Source organism: Pseudomonas sp. FSL W5-0299 (assembly GCF_005930655.1).
In the GTDB taxonomy this organism is placed as follows: Bacteria; Pseudomonadota; Gammaproteobacteria; order Pseudomonadales; family Pseudomonadaceae; genus Aquipseudomonas; species Aquipseudomonas mandelii.
Map to the genome: position 1 here is coordinate 1 of NZ_RXHX01000062.1, position 15,131 is coordinate 15,131.

Consider the following 15,131-nt stretch of genomic DNA (forward strand, 5'->3'; position numbering starts at 1 on the left):
AGGCTTGCCCGCGAAGGCGTCGTGACATTCAAAACAAGCGTTGACTGATACGACGCCTTCGCGGGCAAGCCTCGCTCCTACAAGGAGATGTGTGATCCGGCGTCCTACAACCCACACTCAACCCGATCCAGCCGCTCGCGCAAAAACTCGATCAACGCCTGCACCGGCCGCGAACTCTGGCGATGCTGCGGATACACCGCCGACAACGTCAGCGGCGGCGGACGAAACTCATCCAGCACCGGCACCAGCCGACCCTCTTTCAGCGCCGAACCGACAATGAACGTCGGCAAATACGTAATCCCCATCCCGGCCACCGCCGCATCCTTGAGCAACTCCCCGTTATTGACCCGCATCCGGCCCGTCACGTTGACGCTCAGCGGCTTGCCCTGCCCTTCGAAACGCCATTGCACCTGACGCCAACGTGATCGCACCTATGATGAACCGAGAATCATCATCGGGTTCGTCGTGCTGGTGAAATCAGAGATGATCATGGCGTTCACTTTGGTGGCGTGCCAGGGACGCCGCCGGGCGACTTGACTAAACAAACCCCGAGCCTTGCACCAGTATTCAGCCCAGACGTTAATTCTGTAAGAGCTATCTCACAACAAAAAAGGAAGTTTCTTTCGTTAATTAAATACCAACACTTCAATACGCGTAAGAAAACTCTGATTTTCCATGTACATATTGACGACCAGCCGATATCACCACTAGGGTTTAATGCATAAACGTCACTATCTTGGGCTACCGACGAGTTTCAAAAAAAACACTTACATCACCGATGTTCTCAGGATTGACACTCGAACTTAATAAAGTAACAACAAACACACTCTCACACGTGCGCAAGGAGTAACAAAAATGATACCACTCGTTAAAACAGCGCAGTCGAAAATCTCAGACAACGAAATCTCAATATTAAATGGAAGAGTATCAATTCCGAAAAACTATTTACGTGAAAGAGCTTATTTAGAAAGCACCAGCATTCTCGTGATCTCAGGTTCGTTAATCGAGGGCATTGGCACCATCCACTCCGATATCGATTGCATCGTGTTCTGCGAGCATCGACCCAAAGCAAGCAGCATGAAAAATTACGACCATGCGCTCATTACAGATATAAATTACCACCACATAACCCAAGACGAAGAAGTCCATAACACTACCAACTTCTATGGCGACACCAGTATCCACATTGATGCCGACTATATAACCTTTGCCGAACTGAACAACATTATCACCAAGATTGAGGTAGCATTCGATGAAATTTCTGGTGATCAGCGCTTCCTCTATGCCCCAGTACTGTCAAACACAGAGAACAACGTCATTCATAGATCATTAATCGGGCACGCGCTGGAGAATAAAGAAAAATTCAATCGGCTGAAATCCGAGATACCGCTGGAGAAACATATTTATGTAGCTCATCGTGAAAAACTGCCAGTATTTTATGCATTTCAAGATATTCAGGGTTGCTGGCAGTCGGGAAATCTTTGGATGGGTTGTGAAATTGCTCGGGACATGATGCTAAAAACGACGATGAGCTTTACCTACTTAACAGGCACAACGAACAAGCACTACAAGTGGGTGTATTCGAACATGTTAAGAATTGATGGGTTTGATGAAATCAAGAACAGCTTTTTCTCCTTGGCTAGACGGGGAGCGGTTACAGAAACTGAATGCCTATCGTACATACAAGATATGCTGACATACATGGACCTGGTATTCTTAGCAATTGAAGGACTCCTAAAAAAAACCAATATCTATCCTTCAACGCAAAAATCTCTTTCCGTACTGGATGAGGAATTCAATAAACGAAAACAAACCAAACACAAAATATCAATGTGCGAATACTACTTCAGAAAAAAATACTTCGCTGCGGAGGGCACCCCCTCTTTAATTACCTTACTGAAAGAATGGGATTAAGAAGAATATATTTTAAACCCACCTTTCTACACACTTTAGGGCTTCGTTGTATTCTTTACACTAATACGGGTTAACGCATATGGAAATCACCCGAATAGCCGTCCCGCTAATATTTTCCAGATTAGGGGAGATGACCGCCTCATTGCTTTATTTTTCATTTATTGGACATTATATTGCTGATTCACTTAGTCATGCATCTTTTGCATGGGCGCTAATTTCTTTTCTAACCGTAGTAGCTATCGGATTTTTTTCAGCATCGCTTGTAAAAATAGCCGGGGCGACTGATCTAAATACGAAAAAAATCGAAAACGACCTGATTGTTTCATTTAGGCTAGCAATATTTCTTGGGGTTATTATTGTTGTTATTATCGCCGTAATTGGCACAAGCGCATCTAGATCAATTACGAACGACAGTGAGCTCGAGGCTTTAATAGCTCTATTCACTCTCTCACTCTCAATCCCCGCCCTATACCTACAAATAGTGATTTTCAACTTTTTCAACGCAACCAAAAAAACCATATACGAGGTGATATACACATGGTCATTCAATGCCACCCTCGCTTCAGCGTGCATAATTTTAGTTACGACGAACACAAACTTCAACTTTATTCATTTCGCCTTTATATATTCAGGCCTTAGATTAGTTTTTACTTGCCTTGCGCTAGCACTTTTTGATTTAAGGATCCGCCAACACATTTTTCACTTTAGCCACTCACAACCAATACCAAAACAACATATGTGAATTACTTTGTTAACGGACTCCCAATGGCAATTTGTTTTGGAGGAGAAAGCTTATTATATTTTATTTTCTCTTTTATCTCAAAAACCATAGGCGATACGAGCTTATCGGCGTACCAGGCATCGCTGCATTTTTTAAGTTTCGTATATATGATCTCAATTGGAGTTGGAAACGCAACAGGGATAGGGGTTGCGCGATATTATGGCCTGAAAGACTTCAACTCATTGAGAGCCACCTATTCTCAAGGGATAATGTTCGGACTATTCATATTGCTTCCAATTTTGGTAGCATGTTTCTTCTTAAAGGAGGAGATATCTATAATATATTCATCCGACACGACAACAAGAAGATTAATCGAGGACAATATTTTGATCTCGATCCCTTTCTTATTATTTGAATATATTTATGTTGTGACTCGAATGACATTGAGAAGCATGGGGGACTTCTGGGTACCCACGCTAATGACTATATTGTCACTCAACATTCTAGGGCTAATACTATCTACCGGGTTGCTATCACTCCATGATTATAGCGTTAGCTCTCTATTTGTAACGCTAGTCTTTTGTTCATTATTTCTGATGCTGATTTTACTCTGGCGACTAGGACACGTCTTAAAAAAATAGCGATCCGTCAATTAATCGAAAATCAAAACAAGATACAAAATATTGTTTTTAGACTGACTGTCTATTTGCAAACTGTAGGGAGGACTTAACTATGAACCAGGTAAATCCCGTACTGCATTCGCTAAACCAGCGCACCAACTCCATCACTATCATAAGCGAGCATCATGGCTGGCGAACATTAAGTGGCGTTCAAACAAACGACTATTATGCTTACCGCAACGCTATTCTCAACGGCTGCCACCTTCAAAGAGCATCTTTCGATCTTCGGCACCCTGAAGAAATGATTTGCGACTTGAGCAACATCGAACCAATTTTTAATGGCATGTCCGCCGAGGAAATTCTGTCCATATGGGATTACTTGAGTTTAAGCACAAGTAAAATATCGGCCACAGCGATACGTAGAATTAACGGCGATGGCTTATCCCCGGAAATTGCCATTTCCGGCCCTTCGAAGACGGACCTTGTCAATCTGAAAAATACACTTATTAGTGAGGCATTTACGCACCTTCGTCGCGACACATTTCCTGTCCTTATGAAAGAATCCACTTACGGCATTGCAAAGAGCCGGCTACTTATAAACACGAGTAACGAAACCCTAGAGTTCCACAACAGGTTCTGCGCTTTTTATAGTAAGTTTATATCCCATGAACACTGGGATAACTGCTCTGCGCTTAATACCAGATATATTTACGAAAACCATGCAGTTTGGTCACAAATCGAAAAAATCTCAAAAAACAAACTATTTTTACTGTCCGCAGGCTTACCGATAGCCCTTGGCTACTTTGCAGCGACCGAAGATTCCAATATTTTTTTTTCAGAGGTTCATCGACAAAACGACTCTAGCCTGTTGAGTAGAGAAAATGCTTTTCAAGATATTTTTCCGCACCCGACCTCATCGAACGAATCATGGTTGATTATTGATAAAGCCTATACCGGGGGAAGCCTCAGGCAGGCGACAAACATGATCAGGAAAAAATTTGGATATGACATCGAAGTCAAAACTGTAGCGCTATTCCCTAAATCATTCAGTGCCTTTATGAGCGCGGATTATGCTGTTTATGCTGGAAAACTTTTCGAGGTCAAATCTTGCGCTTCACGATTAGACAGGAATCTGTGGCACAAACAATTGATAACGGAATAATCAACATGAGACCTTTATTTAAGCGCGAATATATTCTAGAGATAGAAAGATGTCTTTACGAAGCCAGAAAACAACTGCGCCGTTACTGGGCGGGAACTCTGGTTTGTTTGCCTTCCGTCAACCCTGAAGCAAAAAACTGGAATAATTCGCAAACCCAGTACGACCTGGACTGTCAGAGGATACTATACGACTGCCTTTCAAGCACTACTTTGGGAATCACGATTTATTCTGAAGAAAGTACTTCAGCGACCAAATATGGAGGAAATGAAAACTTCTACCTGTTAATAGACCCTCTAGATGGAACACACAACGCAATTCATGGGTTTCCTGCGTATACATCTAGCGTGGCTCTTTACCACGAGGGAGCCTATATTTTTGGTTGGGTTTATGATATCTCAAGAGATTTAGTCTATACCGCTGCGTTGGGCGAGGGATCCTACCTTCAGTCGCCTATTATTGTGAAAAGACTCTACACCCGTAAAGTCAGCTGCATTGAAGACATGCACATCTCTTTTCATCGGCCGAAAGACGATAGTGAAAAAATCACAATTCAAAAGCTCCTATGGACAGCAAACAAAGTCCGCATTTATTCATGCTCCTCATTAGAAATTTGTCTTATCGCCGCCGGAGTTCTTGATGCCTTTATTGACCTAGGCTCACCAGGACATGAGCGTAGTTGTGATATTGCCGCAGCGGAGTTGATTTTAAGAGAAGCCGGAGGCGCGCTATTTTATAAAGCAGGAAATGCTAGGTATTCCCTACCTCCGTCGCCCGCATCCCTTTCAGACTCCGAAACTTTGATTGCCTTGTCCTCCAAAGAGCTGATACGAATTTTCTTGTAAGTGCAGGATTAACTTAACTGGAGAAAATCATGCTAGTGGAAACTGTAAGCTTAAAACTTGAGTTATTGTGCAAGGGTGTTAGTTTTTCCAGAGAATTCCTGGAGTACTTTCAAGTCAGAACAGAGCATATTGAAAAAAGACGAGCTTATGGGACGGGAGACAGCATCATTCTTGGTTCGAACATTCGCACTCCGCAAGAAATCATTCTAGATGGACAGATCATTGCTGCTGCAAACTACAATCCGGATTCAAACTACTGCATTTCCTTAGAGAAAAAAAACCCTGTGCTCAAGCATGGGGATAAAACTGTGAAAATTACATTTCCAGTTAGGCCTAAATCTTACGGCACATATCTGAGCAACAACGAACTATTTGAGCAGCATATAACCGCATATGGCAATTCAACCCTTGGAGTTTTTTCCCCTGGTCATTGCTATTACTTCAACAACGGTAATGAGTGTAAGTTTTGCTCTTTGGGATCGGCAAGAGAAATACTATCCGATCACAAGATGCGAATAAAGGGTGACATCGCTGGTGAAGCCGTAGCCACAGCTATTAAGGAGGAGAGCGGACGATATAAAAGGGTTCTATTTAACGGCGGCACGATTCCAAATTACGACAAAGGATACTCGATACATATAGATCTAATGGATCGGGTAAAAGAAACGAACTATCAGAGCACCTTGGATTATCACTTAATTTCTATGCCTCCTAAGGATTTTCGCCTTTTTGATCGATTCAAAAAAACCGGCAATAACATGTCTATGAGTTTAGAGGTGTTCAACCCGACTCTATTTAAAGAAGTTTGCCCAGGCAAAGCACGTGATTACACTCGCGAACGGTTTTTGGCCGCTTTCGAAGCCGCTGTTGAAGTTCTAGGCCGTGGTAACGTATATGCAGGATTTGTGGCTGGGATGGAACCGCTGGAGTCAATAATTGAAGGTATTGAGTATTTCGGGGACAGGGGAGTGGTGCCTGCTGTTGCAGTATTTCATCCCGACGCCGGTTCACAATATTCTAATAGAAAGCGCCCATCAAAAGACTTCTTGACGGCAATCGGAAAAAAGATGTCGGAAATATATCACAGAGAAGGATTTCATCCGTTAATCGAGGGAAGTGGTAGAAACTCATTAGACACCGAAGCCTATTTAGGAGGATTTGCATGATGGGTACATCTGGCCAACCAGTATTTATCGCATTTGAAGGCACAGACGGCGCAGGAAAATCAACTATTGCCAGGGCAACTTTTGACAAAGTTTTTGAATCCTACTCAAAAATCACTTACATAGATAAAAATCGACCACCGGTATCATCAGGATATACAGAGTTTCATATGTCCCGCCTACGTGAAGTTCTTTGGGATTATCCGGATAACGCCCCTCTGGACCAACTGGGCGACAGGCATTGGATAAGTTTAATATCCGCTTGGTTTCAGGCCACGGATCATGCTGCGATCAGGCCACTAATCGGCTCTGGCGTTAGTTGCGTCGCTGATGGTTGGTATTACAAATATCTAGCGCGCTTTTTACTTAAAAATGAAAGTTTGGCTGAAGAGGCATTAACAATCTTCTCAACCATTAGACAACCGGATGCCGTAATTTTCCTGGATGTCGATCCTGCCCTTGCAGCACAAAGAAAGGGATCTTTCCGCCTTAGTGAAAGCGGTGCCTATGACGGAGGGAATGAAGATCGGCTTAAAAGCTTCATTGCGTATCAAAATAAGGTTCGAGCCAGTTATGAGCAATGTGGACTGGCCAATTGGGTGAGAATCGATACAACCGACCTCAGTGAGGAAGCAGTACTTGATAAAGCGGTTAGCGCGGTACAAAGCATACTCAACGGGATGTAGGGTTCGGTGACGAACACGGCGTGCATGTCGGTGGCGAGCCAGGCGACGACAAAAGGTCCTGACAGGGGCTGATCTTCAAACCCCCACAATCCCTTGTAGGAGCGAGGCTTGCCCGCGAAGGCGTCGTATCAGTCAACGCTTGTTTTGAATGTCACGACGCCTTCGCGGGCAAGCCTCGCTCCTACAAGGAGATGTGTGATCCGGCGTTCTACAACCCACAATCAACCCGATCCAGCCGCTCGCGCAAAAACTCGATCAACGCCTGCACCGGCCGCGAACTCTGGCGGTGCTGCGGATACACCGCCGACAACGTCAGCGGCGGCGGACGAAACTCATCCAGCACCGGCACCAGCCGCCCCTCCTTCAGCGCCGAACCGACGATGAACGTCGGCAAATACGTAATCCCCATCCCGGCCACCGCCGCATCCTTGAGCAACTCCCCGTTGTTGACCCGCATCCGGCCCGTCACGTTGACGCTCAGCGGCTTGCCCTGCCCTTCGAAACGCCATTGCACCTGACGCCCGTGGCCGTAAGGCAGGCAGTCATGGTTGTGCAAATCTTCGGGTTTGAGCGGCGTGCCGCGCTCAGCCAGATAGGCCGGGCTGGCGCAGTACACGCGCTGGATGGAGGCGATGCGGCGGGCGATCAGGGTCGAGTCCTCCAGGATGCCGATGCGCAACGCCAGGTCGTAACCCTCGCTGAGCAAGTCCACCGGCCGATCGCTCAAGTCCACTTCCACCGTGACATCGCGATAGCGCTGCAAAAACAACGGCAGCAAGCACCCCAGATGCGCCAGCGCAAACGACAACGGCGCACTTACGCGGATGGTGCCGCGCGGCTCGGTGGTCTGGCCGGCGATGCCCTGCTCCACTTGCTCGACTTCACCGAGCAAACGTAACGCGGACTCGTAATAACTCTGGCCCAGCGGCGTGACGTCCAGCCGCCGCGTGGAGCGATTGAGCAGGCGCACGCCCAGACGCTCTTCGAGCTGCATCAAGCGCCGGCTGACGAACTGCTTGGACAGGCCCAATTGATCGGCTGCCGAGGTGAAGCTGCCGGAGTCCATGACCTGGCAAAAAATACGCATATCTTCGAACGGGTTCATTGTCACGCCTTGGTTGACAGTCAAACACTTTATAGCTGCTTTTTCCCTTTTGGGCGACCTATTAATCTGTGTCCACGGTGTTGCTGAGGCCTGACCTACAGCGCCAGCAGCGACCTGACCTCAGGTAATCAAAAATTAATTAATTAAAAAGGATTTGCCCCATGAACATCGTCAAACAAACCCTGACCGCTTCCCTTCTCGCCCTTTCCATCGGCAATGCATTCGCCGCCGGCAGCCCGGGTGTCGAACACAATACCCAGGCCTTCCTCGAAGCCCTCGCCGCCGGCGGTGGCAAGCCGCTTGAGCAGTTGAGCCCCAAAGATGCCCGTGCGGTGCTGACCGGTGCGCAAAACTCGGTGAAGGTTGATCTGTCGGGTGTGGACGTCAGCGATCGTGCGATCAAGGTCGACGGGCAAACCATCAACCTGAAAATCGTCCGGCCGGCCAAGGTCAAAGGTGAATTGCCGGTGTTCATGTTCTTCCACGGTGGCGGCTGGGTGTTGGGCGATTACCCGACTCACCAGCGTCTGATCCACGATCTGGTGGTCGGCTCCGGCGCTGTCGCGGTGTATGTCGATTACACGCCGTCGCCGGAAGCGCATTACCCGACTGCGATCAACCAGGCCTACGCCGCGACCCGTTGGGTGGCCGAGCATGGCAAGGACATCGGCGTCGATGGCAAGCGCTTGGCGGTAGCCGGCAACAGCGTCGGCGGCAACATGGCGGCGGTCGTGGCGTTGATGGCCAAGGAACAGAAAGCACCGTCGCTGCGCTTCCAGTTGTTGATGTGGCCGGTGACCAACGCACAGTTCGACAGCGGCTCGTACCAGCAATTTGCCGAAGGCCACTTCCTGACCAAGGGCATGATGAACTGGTTCTGGGACAACTACACGACCGACCAGGCCGAGCGTGCGCAGATCCATGCCTCGCCGTTGCAAGCCAGCGCCGAACAGCTCAAAGGCCTGCCCGCCGCCCTGGTGCAAACCGCCGAGTTCGACGTGTTGCGTGACGAAGGCGAAGCCTATGCCCGCCACCTCGACGCAGCCGGTGTGCCGGTCACGGCGGTGCGATACAACGGCATGATCCACGACTTCGGCCTGCTCAACCCGCTGAGCCAGATTCCGGAGGTGAAAGCGGCGGTTCGTCAGGCAGCACTGGAACTCAAGACTCACTTGAACTGAGTCACCTCGCCTCGCCACACAGCAATGTGTGGCGAAGCTGCTTTTGTAGGAGCCAGGCTTGCCGGCGAAGGCGTACTTGAGGGCGCCTTCGCCGGCAAGCCTGGCTCCTACAAAAAACTACCGCCAACAACAACCAGTCTGCCGGAGTTCTCCCATGTCTTTTGTCCTCGCTCACCTGCTGTCCTGGAGTGCCCTGCTGCTGGTGATCGACACCGTGCTCTGGCACCTCGCGCCGTTCAAGCATCGCGTCATGCGGGTTGGCGTGCGGCTGGCGTTGTTTGTGCTGTTCAGCGCGCTGGTGATCAATGCCGGTGTGAGCCCGTTGCAGGCACCGTTGTTCGCCGAGGATCGTGTCGCGCAATTGGGCGCCACGGCGTTGGGGATTCTCTGGTGGCTGTACTCCGCGCGGGTGCTCACCGAAGTCATCGGCCTGGTGCTGATGCGCCGCATCGGTCACAGCGGTCGCTTGTTGCAGGACGTCATCGGCGCGCTGGTGTTCCTGATTGCAGTCGTCGCGGCGGCCGGTTACGTGCTGGAGCTGCCGGTGAAAGGCTTGCTGGCGACGTCCGGTGTCGTGGCCATCGTCGTCGGTCTGGCGTTGCAAAGCACCTTGAGCGACGTGTTTTCCGGGATCGTGCTCAACACCACCAAGCCGTATCAGGTGGATGACTGGATCATGATCGATGGCGTCGAAGGCAAAGTCCTCGACATCGACTGGCGCGCCACGCACCTGCTGACCAGCGCCGGCAGCACCGCTGTGGTGCCGAATTCGGTGGCGGCCAAGGCGAAAATCGTCAACCTCAGCCGGCCTACCAACATGCACGGCGTGTCGATCAGCATTCAAGTGCCCAACCACATCCGCCCGCGTCGGGTGCTGGATGCGCTGGAGCGCACGCTTCAAGGCAGCAGCAGCTTGCTGCTCAGCCCGGCGCCGAAAGCCGTGCTCAAAGAGGCTGGCGAAACCATGTCCGAGTACGTGGCCAGCGGCTTTATCGCCGAGCTCGGCAAGAAGAGCGAGGTGCGCAATCAGCTGTTCGACCTGGCGCACCGGCACCTCGAAGCGGCGGGAATTTCCCGGCAGATCGATGGTGTGATTGAACCGACAACCCGCGCACGGGCGTTGCTGGATGAAGTGAAAGTCTTCCGCTCCCTGAGCGAGGACGAGCGTGATCAATTGGCTCAGTCCATGGTCCCGCAGCAATACGCGGCGGGTCAGGTGGTGCTGGAATTGGGCGAAGTGCCGGACAGCCTGATGGTGATCGCCACAGGCGTGGTCAGCGCCACCGTGCCCGATGGCACCGGGCAAACCGAAGCCGGGCGCATGGGGCCGAGTGAGGTGATGGGTGAACAAAGCGTGCTCACCGATACACCGTCCCAGGCCACCTTCACCACCCTGACCTCATGCATCATTTACCGGATCGACAAATCCCTGACCCGTGGTTGCATGGAACAACGGGTTGAAGTGGGTCGGGCACTGAACAAGCTGCAAGCGGTGCGGCAGCAGAACACCCGGTTGGCGCTGATGGCCAAACCGGTTCCGATCAAGAAAAACGGCTTCCTCAACTGGCTGCAAAAACGCCAACAGGCCTAGTTTTTGTGGCTGCCTGAATGTTGTGGTGGCGTGCTTTTGTGGCGAGGGAGCTTGCTCCCGCTTGAGCGCGCAGCGCTCACCAAAAAGGGGCTGCTTCGCAGCCCAGCGGGAGCAAGCTCCCTCGCCACAAAAAACCTCACCACCCAATGAGGTTGTCCCAGACATAAAAATGCCCGCACAGTCGCGGGCATTTTTATGGATCGCCGGGCTTACTTCGAAGTCAGCGCCACGTAGCTGTTCATCAAGTTGCGATAGTTCGGAATACGCGGCGACAGCAGGTTCGCCAGGCCTTCCATGTCGTTGCGCCAGTCACCCTGCAGCTCGCACGCCACCGAGAACCAGTTGACTAACTGTGCTCCGGCCGCCGACATGCGTGCCCAGGCCGCTTGCTGCACGGTTTCGTTGAAGGTGCCCGAGGCGTCGGTCACTACAAACACTTCAAAGCCTTCCGCCAGTGCCGACAACGTCGGGAAAGTCACGCATACGTCGGTCACCACACCCGCGATGATCAGTTGCTTGCGGCCAGTGGCTTTAACGGCTTTGACGAAATCTTCGTTGTCCCAGGCATTGATCTGGCCTGGACGCGGGATGTACGGCGCGTCCGGGAACAGTTCCTTGAGCTCCGGCACCATCGGGCCGTTCGGGCCATTTTCGAAACTGGTGGTGAGGATGGTCGGCAATTTGAAGAACTTGGCCAAGTCCGCGAGGGCCAGCACGTTGTTCTTGAATTCGTTCGGCGAGAAATCCTGGACCAGCGAGATCAGGCCGGTCTGGTGGTCGACCAACAGGACTACGGCATCGTCTTTGTTCAGGCGCTTGTACGGAACGTTGCTCATGTGAAACTCCTCGATGGATGGGTATTACGCAAGGCGCCGACGCAGCGCATCGGCGCGTTTTGTGATCGTCAGAACGCGAAGCACGAGCAGCCGAACGCGCCCCAGAAACCGGCGAAATCGCTGACCGGCGCGTTCGACAACCGGGCCTTTTCATGGCTGTGGGCATGCACGCCGCACGGCCCGCTGCAATGGTGAACCTGCGCCTGCATCGGCGACGTCGGACGCCAATGACCCGGCACCTTGACCACCGGCGACCAGTCCGGCAGCACCGGCACGCTGGCAGGTCCCAGTTTTTCGAAATCACCGGCGGCGTACACCACCTTGCCGCCGACCACGGTCAACACCGATTCGATCCACTTGATCGCTTCTTCATCGACGCTGAAAAAGTCAGCGCTGAGCGCCGCGACATCCGCCAGTTGGCCAATCTTGATCTGGCCTTTCTTGCCCTGCTCGGACGAGAACCAGGCGCTGCCGTGGGTGAACAGCTCCAGCGCGGTCTGCCGGGACAGGCCCTCGGCATGCAGTTCCAGGCCACCGACGGTGCGGCCACTGACCATCCAGTACAACGATGTCCAAGGATTGTAGCTCGACACCCGCGTGGCATCCGTACCGGCGCCGACCGGTACCCCTTCGGCCAACATGCGCTTGATCGGCGGGGTCGCCTCGGCAGCCTTGGCGCCATAACGCTCGACGAAATACTCGCCCTGAAACGCCATGCGATCCTGAATCGCAATACCGCCACCCAGCGCCCTCACCCGTTCGATGTTCTGCGGCGTAATGGTTTCAGCGTGGTCGAAAAACCATGGCAAACCGTTGAACGGAATGTCGCGGTTGACCTTCTCGAACACGTCGAGCATGCGGCTGATGGATTCGTTGTACGTGGCGTGCAAACGGAACGGCCAGCGCTGCTCGACGAGGTGGCGAACCACCGGTTCCAGCTCATCTTCCATGGTCTGCGGCAGGTCCGGACGTGGCTCGAGGAAGTCCTCGAAATCCGCCGCCGAAAACACCAGCATTTCCCCGGCGCCGTTGTGTCGCAGGTAATCGTCGCCCTGATGCAGGGTCACGCTCGACGTCCAGTTCTTGAAGTCGGTCAGCTCTTCTTTCGGCTTCTGCGTGAACAGGTTGTAGGCGATGCGAATGGTCAGCTGCTGGTCCTTGGCCAACTGTTCGATCACCTGATAATCGTCGGGATAATTCTGGAAACCACCGCCGGCGTCGATGGCGCTGGTCAGGCCGAGGCGATTGAGTTCGCGCATGAACTGGCGCGTCGAGTTGACCTGATACTCCAACGGCAACTTTGGCCCCTTCGCCAGCGTCGAGTACAAAATCATCGCATTGGGACGGGCGACCAGCATGCCGGTCGGCTCACCGTTGGCATCGCGCACAATCTCGCCACCCGGCGGGTTCGGCGTGTTGCGGGTGTAACCGGCCACGCGCAAAGCGGCGCGGTTGAGCAACGCGCGGTCGTACAAATGCAGGACAAACACCGGGGTGTCTGGCGCGGCCTGATTGAGTTCTTCGAGGGTAGGCATGCGCTTTTCGGCGAACTGGAATTCGTTCCAGCCACCGACCACCCGCACCCATTGCGGCGTGGGCGTGCGATCGGCCTGGTCCTTGAGCATGCGCAAGGCATCGACCACCGATGGCACGCCTTCCCAACGCAGTTCGAGGTTGTAATTCAGACCGCCGCGAATCAGGTGCAAGTGCGAGTCGTTGAGGCCGGGAATGACGCAACGACCCTTGAGGTCGATGACCTGCGTGCCCGACCCGCGCAGGGCCATGGCTTCGGCGTCGGTGCCGACCGCGACGAAGCGACCTTCGCGGATCGCCACCGCGCTGGCGCGTGGGTTTTCACGGTCAACGGTATGAAATTGGCCATTGAATAAAATCAGATCGGCGTTCATCGCGTTTCCTTGGACGGAGTGGATTGAGACAGCCAGGGCGCGAACAGACGCGTCGCCATCGGCATGAACAGGTACACCACCGAAACGACGATGGTCAGCGTGATCAGGAACGTCGCGACCACGTAATTGGACAGGATGGCGTTAAGTTGCAGCAGCGGGCCCCAGAGCAGCGGCACCAGCAAGGTGTGCGGCAGAATCACCAGCAAGGTCACCACGGCCTGCTTCCAGCGCGGCGGCGGTGGCGAAGCGGCGTCGGCCTGCGGCGCGAACCAGAATTCGTTGACCGGATTGACCTCGGTCTGGTCGCCATCGGCGAGCATCGGCGTGGCTTCCTTGACCAACTCAAGGCGCTGCGGTGAATCGAGCCAACGCTGCATCGCGTCGGTGGAACAAAAGCGCAGCACGCAGGTGTACATGTCCAGGCCAGCGTTTTTACCGCGCATCACGTCCACGCCCAAGTGCCCTTCCTGCTGCCCGGCGATGCTGACAATGTTGCGCAACCAGGCTTCATAGGGCGCTTCAAAACCGGCTTTGACCCGGTGCTTGATGACCAGGGTCACGACTTCCTCGAAACGATTGGATTCAGGCATAACGCAAAGCTCCGGCAAATCGGACATTGAGCGCCAGCCGTCCCGGCCCGGCGATAAGTAGGCTGGTGAACACAATCAACAGCAGCCAACCGAACTGCCCTTCATCGAGACTCCATTGCGCATGCACCACCAGCAGCGCGATCAGCAACACTGCCAGAATCGGCAGACACGCCAGACGCACCAACACCCCTGCGATAATCAGCAACGGGCACAGCACCTCGGCAAAAATCGCCAGCATCAGCGTGACATTCGCGCCGAGGTGAAACGGGTCTTCGATGACTTGCAGTTGAGCGCTGAAGTTAAGCAGCTTCGGCAAACCGTGCACCCACAGTAGAAACACACCGCCAGTGACCCGCAAAAACAGCAGTCCGAAATCCTGCGCCCGCTCATCCCATCGCGATGTATTCATGGCTACCTGCGCAAATGAAAAACCACCGGCGTTCATGCGCCGGGACCTGGTTTGATAGTGCCGGGACGGGAGCGGGGAAAATTGGATGTACGTGCTGTTTTGCGGATGAGCCAGATCTACAACCGACGAAGATCCTGTGGGAGCGAGCTTGCTCGCGATAGCAGTGGATCATTCAGCATTGATGGTGGCTGATACGCCGCCATCGCGAGCAGGCTCACTCCTACAATTGGATTGGGTGCATCTGCGAAATATTGGTTGGCTGGCAGGCCGCCTTCGCTGGCAGGCCAGCTCCCACAGTGGAATGTGGGTACCTGCAAGAGATTGGTCGGCTGGCAGGCCGCCTTCGCGGGCAAGCCTCGCTCCTACAGTGGAATGGGTGTACCTGCAAGAGATTGGTTGGCTGG

Annotated in this window: 14 protein-coding genes and 1 pseudogene; 9 read left to right on the forward strand and 6 right to left on the reverse strand. The window is 52.5% G+C overall.

Features of this window, described 5'->3' with window-relative positions; genetic code table 11:
* Nucleotides 1–104: 104 nt before the first annotated feature.
* Nucleotides 105–416 (reverse strand): annotated as a pseudogene (locus tag FHL16_RS32695) (LysR substrate-binding domain-containing protein); the annotation flags it as partial.
* A gap of 439 nt (nucleotides 417–855) precedes the next feature.
* Here FHL16_RS32695 and FHL16_RS32700 point away from each other — a divergent pair.
* From FHL16_RS32700 to FHL16_RS32725, 7 genes are all read left to right on the forward strand, one after another.
* Nucleotides 856–1,914 (forward strand): hypothetical protein, encoded by a 1,059-nt coding sequence (locus FHL16_RS32700; protein ID WP_077750461.1) that lies wholly within the window; start codon nucleotides 856–858, stop codon nucleotides 1,912–1,914.
* Nucleotides 1,915–2,044: 130 nt separating this feature from the next.
* Nucleotides 2,045–2,656, forward strand: coding sequence for a hypothetical protein (locus FHL16_RS34635; RefSeq protein ID WP_238706217.1), 612 nt, complete (start codon nucleotides 2,045–2,047; stop codon nucleotides 2,654–2,656).
* A gap of 23 nt (nucleotides 2,657–2,679) precedes the next feature.
* Entirely contained in the window at nucleotides 2,680–3,276 is a 597-nt protein-coding gene (locus tag FHL16_RS34640; RefSeq protein ID WP_238706218.1) for an MATE family efflux transporter, read from the forward strand.
* 91 nt (nucleotides 3,277–3,367) lie between these two features.
* Nucleotides 3,368–4,417 (forward strand): hypothetical protein, encoded by a 1,050-nt coding sequence (locus FHL16_RS32710; protein WP_077750462.1) that lies wholly within the window; start codon nucleotides 3,368–3,370, stop codon nucleotides 4,415–4,417.
* A gap of 5 nt (nucleotides 4,418–4,422) precedes the next feature.
* Nucleotides 4,423–5,259: an inositol monophosphatase family protein gene (locus FHL16_RS32715; RefSeq protein ID WP_077750463.1), complete on the forward strand. Its 837-nt coding sequence runs from the start codon at nucleotides 4,423–4,425 to the stop codon at nucleotides 5,257–5,259.
* 29 nt (nucleotides 5,260–5,288) lie between these two features.
* The gene (locus FHL16_RS32720; RefSeq protein ID WP_077750464.1) at nucleotides 5,289–6,425 is read left to right on the forward strand and encodes a radical SAM protein; all 1,137 of its coding nucleotides are present in this window, start codon (nucleotides 5,289–5,291) and stop codon (nucleotides 6,423–6,425) included.
* Complete coding sequence (locus tag FHL16_RS32725) at nucleotides 6,422–7,108, forward strand: dTMP kinase (RefSeq protein WP_077750465.1); 687 nt, start codon at nucleotides 6,422–6,424, stop codon at nucleotides 7,106–7,108. Before FHL16_RS32720 ends, FHL16_RS32725 begins: the two co-directional genes overlap by 4 nt.
* Before the next feature lie 208 nt (nucleotides 7,109–7,316).
* On the opposite strand, the gene FHL16_RS32730 is transcribed toward FHL16_RS32725, so the two are convergent.
* Complete coding sequence (locus FHL16_RS32730; protein WP_077750466.1) at nucleotides 7,317–8,213, reverse strand: LysR family transcriptional regulator; 897 nt, start codon at nucleotides 8,211–8,213, stop codon at nucleotides 7,317–7,319.
* A gap of 161 nt (nucleotides 8,214–8,374) precedes the next feature.
* Between FHL16_RS32730 and FHL16_RS32735 the strand changes: the two genes are divergently transcribed.
* Both FHL16_RS32735 and FHL16_RS32740 read left to right on the forward strand, forming a co-directional pair.
* A complete protein-coding gene (locus FHL16_RS32735; protein ID WP_077750467.1) occupies nucleotides 8,375–9,394 on the forward strand; it encodes an alpha/beta hydrolase in 1,020 nt (339 codons plus the stop codon).
* Between the two features lie 154 nt (nucleotides 9,395–9,548).
* Nucleotides 9,549–10,985, forward strand: coding sequence for a mechanosensitive ion channel family protein (locus FHL16_RS32740; protein ID WP_077750468.1), 1,437 nt, complete (start codon nucleotides 9,549–9,551; stop codon nucleotides 10,983–10,985).
* 209 nt (nucleotides 10,986–11,194) lie between these two features.
* Here FHL16_RS32740 and ycaC read toward each other — a convergent pair whose 3' ends face one another.
* The 4 genes from ycaC to FHL16_RS32760 form a co-directional block, all read right to left on the reverse strand.
* Nucleotides 11,195–11,821, reverse strand: a complete 627-nt coding sequence (gene ycaC / locus FHL16_RS32745) for an isochorismate family cysteine hydrolase YcaC (RefSeq protein ID WP_010455729.1) — start codon at nucleotides 11,819–11,821, stop codon at nucleotides 11,195–11,197.
* Nucleotides 11,822–11,889: 68 nt separating this feature from the next.
* The gene (locus FHL16_RS32750) at nucleotides 11,890–13,728 is read right to left on the reverse strand and encodes an amidohydrolase (RefSeq protein ID WP_010455731.1); all 1,839 of its coding nucleotides are present in this window, start codon (nucleotides 13,726–13,728) and stop codon (nucleotides 11,890–11,892) included.
* A complete protein-coding gene (locus FHL16_RS32755; protein ID WP_010455733.1) occupies nucleotides 13,725–14,318 on the reverse strand; it encodes an antibiotic biosynthesis monooxygenase in 594 nt (197 codons plus the stop codon). Before FHL16_RS32755 ends, FHL16_RS32750 begins: the two co-directional genes overlap by 4 nt.
* On the reverse strand, nucleotides 14,311–14,727 hold the full coding sequence (locus tag FHL16_RS32760) for a DoxX family protein (RefSeq protein ID WP_077750469.1): 417 nt from the start codon (nucleotides 14,725–14,727) through the stop codon (nucleotides 14,311–14,313). The genes FHL16_RS32755 and FHL16_RS32760 overlap by 8 nt, the downstream gene beginning before the upstream one ends.
* Between the last annotated feature and the right edge of the window lie 404 nt (nucleotides 14,728–15,131).

Excerpts from the sequence above, each read along its gene's own strand:
- FHL16_RS32735 (WP_077750467.1), top strand. The coding sequence starts at position 8,375 with ATGAACATCGTCAAACAAACCCTGACCGCTTCCCTTCTCGCCCTTTCC.
- FHL16_RS32750 (WP_010455731.1), bottom strand. The coding sequence starts at position 13,728 with ATGAACGCCGATCTGATTTTATTCAATGGCCAATTTCATACCGTTGAC.
- FHL16_RS34640 (WP_238706218.1), top strand. The coding sequence starts at position 2,680 with ATGGCAATTTGTTTTGGAGGAGAAAGCTTATTATATTTTATTTTCTCT.
- FHL16_RS32760 (WP_077750469.1), bottom strand. The coding sequence starts at position 14,727 with ATGAATACATCGCGATGGGATGAGCGGGCGCAGGATTTCGGACTGCTG.
- FHL16_RS32725 (WP_077750465.1), top strand. The coding sequence starts at position 6,422 with ATGATGGGTACATCTGGCCAACCAGTATTTATCGCATTTGAAGGCACA.
- FHL16_RS32715 (WP_077750463.1), top strand. The coding sequence starts at position 4,423 with ATGAGACCTTTATTTAAGCGCGAATATATTCTAGAGATAGAAAGATGT.
- FHL16_RS32700 (WP_077750461.1), top strand. The coding sequence starts at position 856 with ATGATACCACTCGTTAAAACAGCGCAGTCGAAAATCTCAGACAACGAA.
- FHL16_RS32710 (WP_077750462.1), top strand. The coding sequence starts at position 3,368 with ATGAACCAGGTAAATCCCGTACTGCATTCGCTAAACCAGCGCACCAAC.
- FHL16_RS32730 (WP_077750466.1), bottom strand. The coding sequence starts at position 8,213 with ATGAACCCGTTCGAAGATATGCGTATTTTTTGCCAGGTCATGGACTCC.
- ycaC (WP_010455729.1), bottom strand. The coding sequence starts at position 11,821 with ATGAGCAACGTTCCGTACAAGCGCCTGAACAAAGACGATGCCGTAGTC.
- FHL16_RS32720 (WP_077750464.1), top strand. The coding sequence starts at position 5,289 with ATGCTAGTGGAAACTGTAAGCTTAAAACTTGAGTTATTGTGCAAGGGT.
- FHL16_RS32740 (WP_077750468.1), top strand. The coding sequence starts at position 9,549 with ATGTCTTTTGTCCTCGCTCACCTGCTGTCCTGGAGTGCCCTGCTGCTG.
- FHL16_RS32755 (WP_010455733.1), bottom strand. The coding sequence starts at position 14,318 with ATGCCTGAATCCAATCGTTTCGAGGAAGTCGTGACCCTGGTCATCAAG.
- FHL16_RS34635 (WP_238706217.1), top strand. The coding sequence starts at position 2,045 with ATGACCGCCTCATTGCTTTATTTTTCATTTATTGGACATTATATTGCT.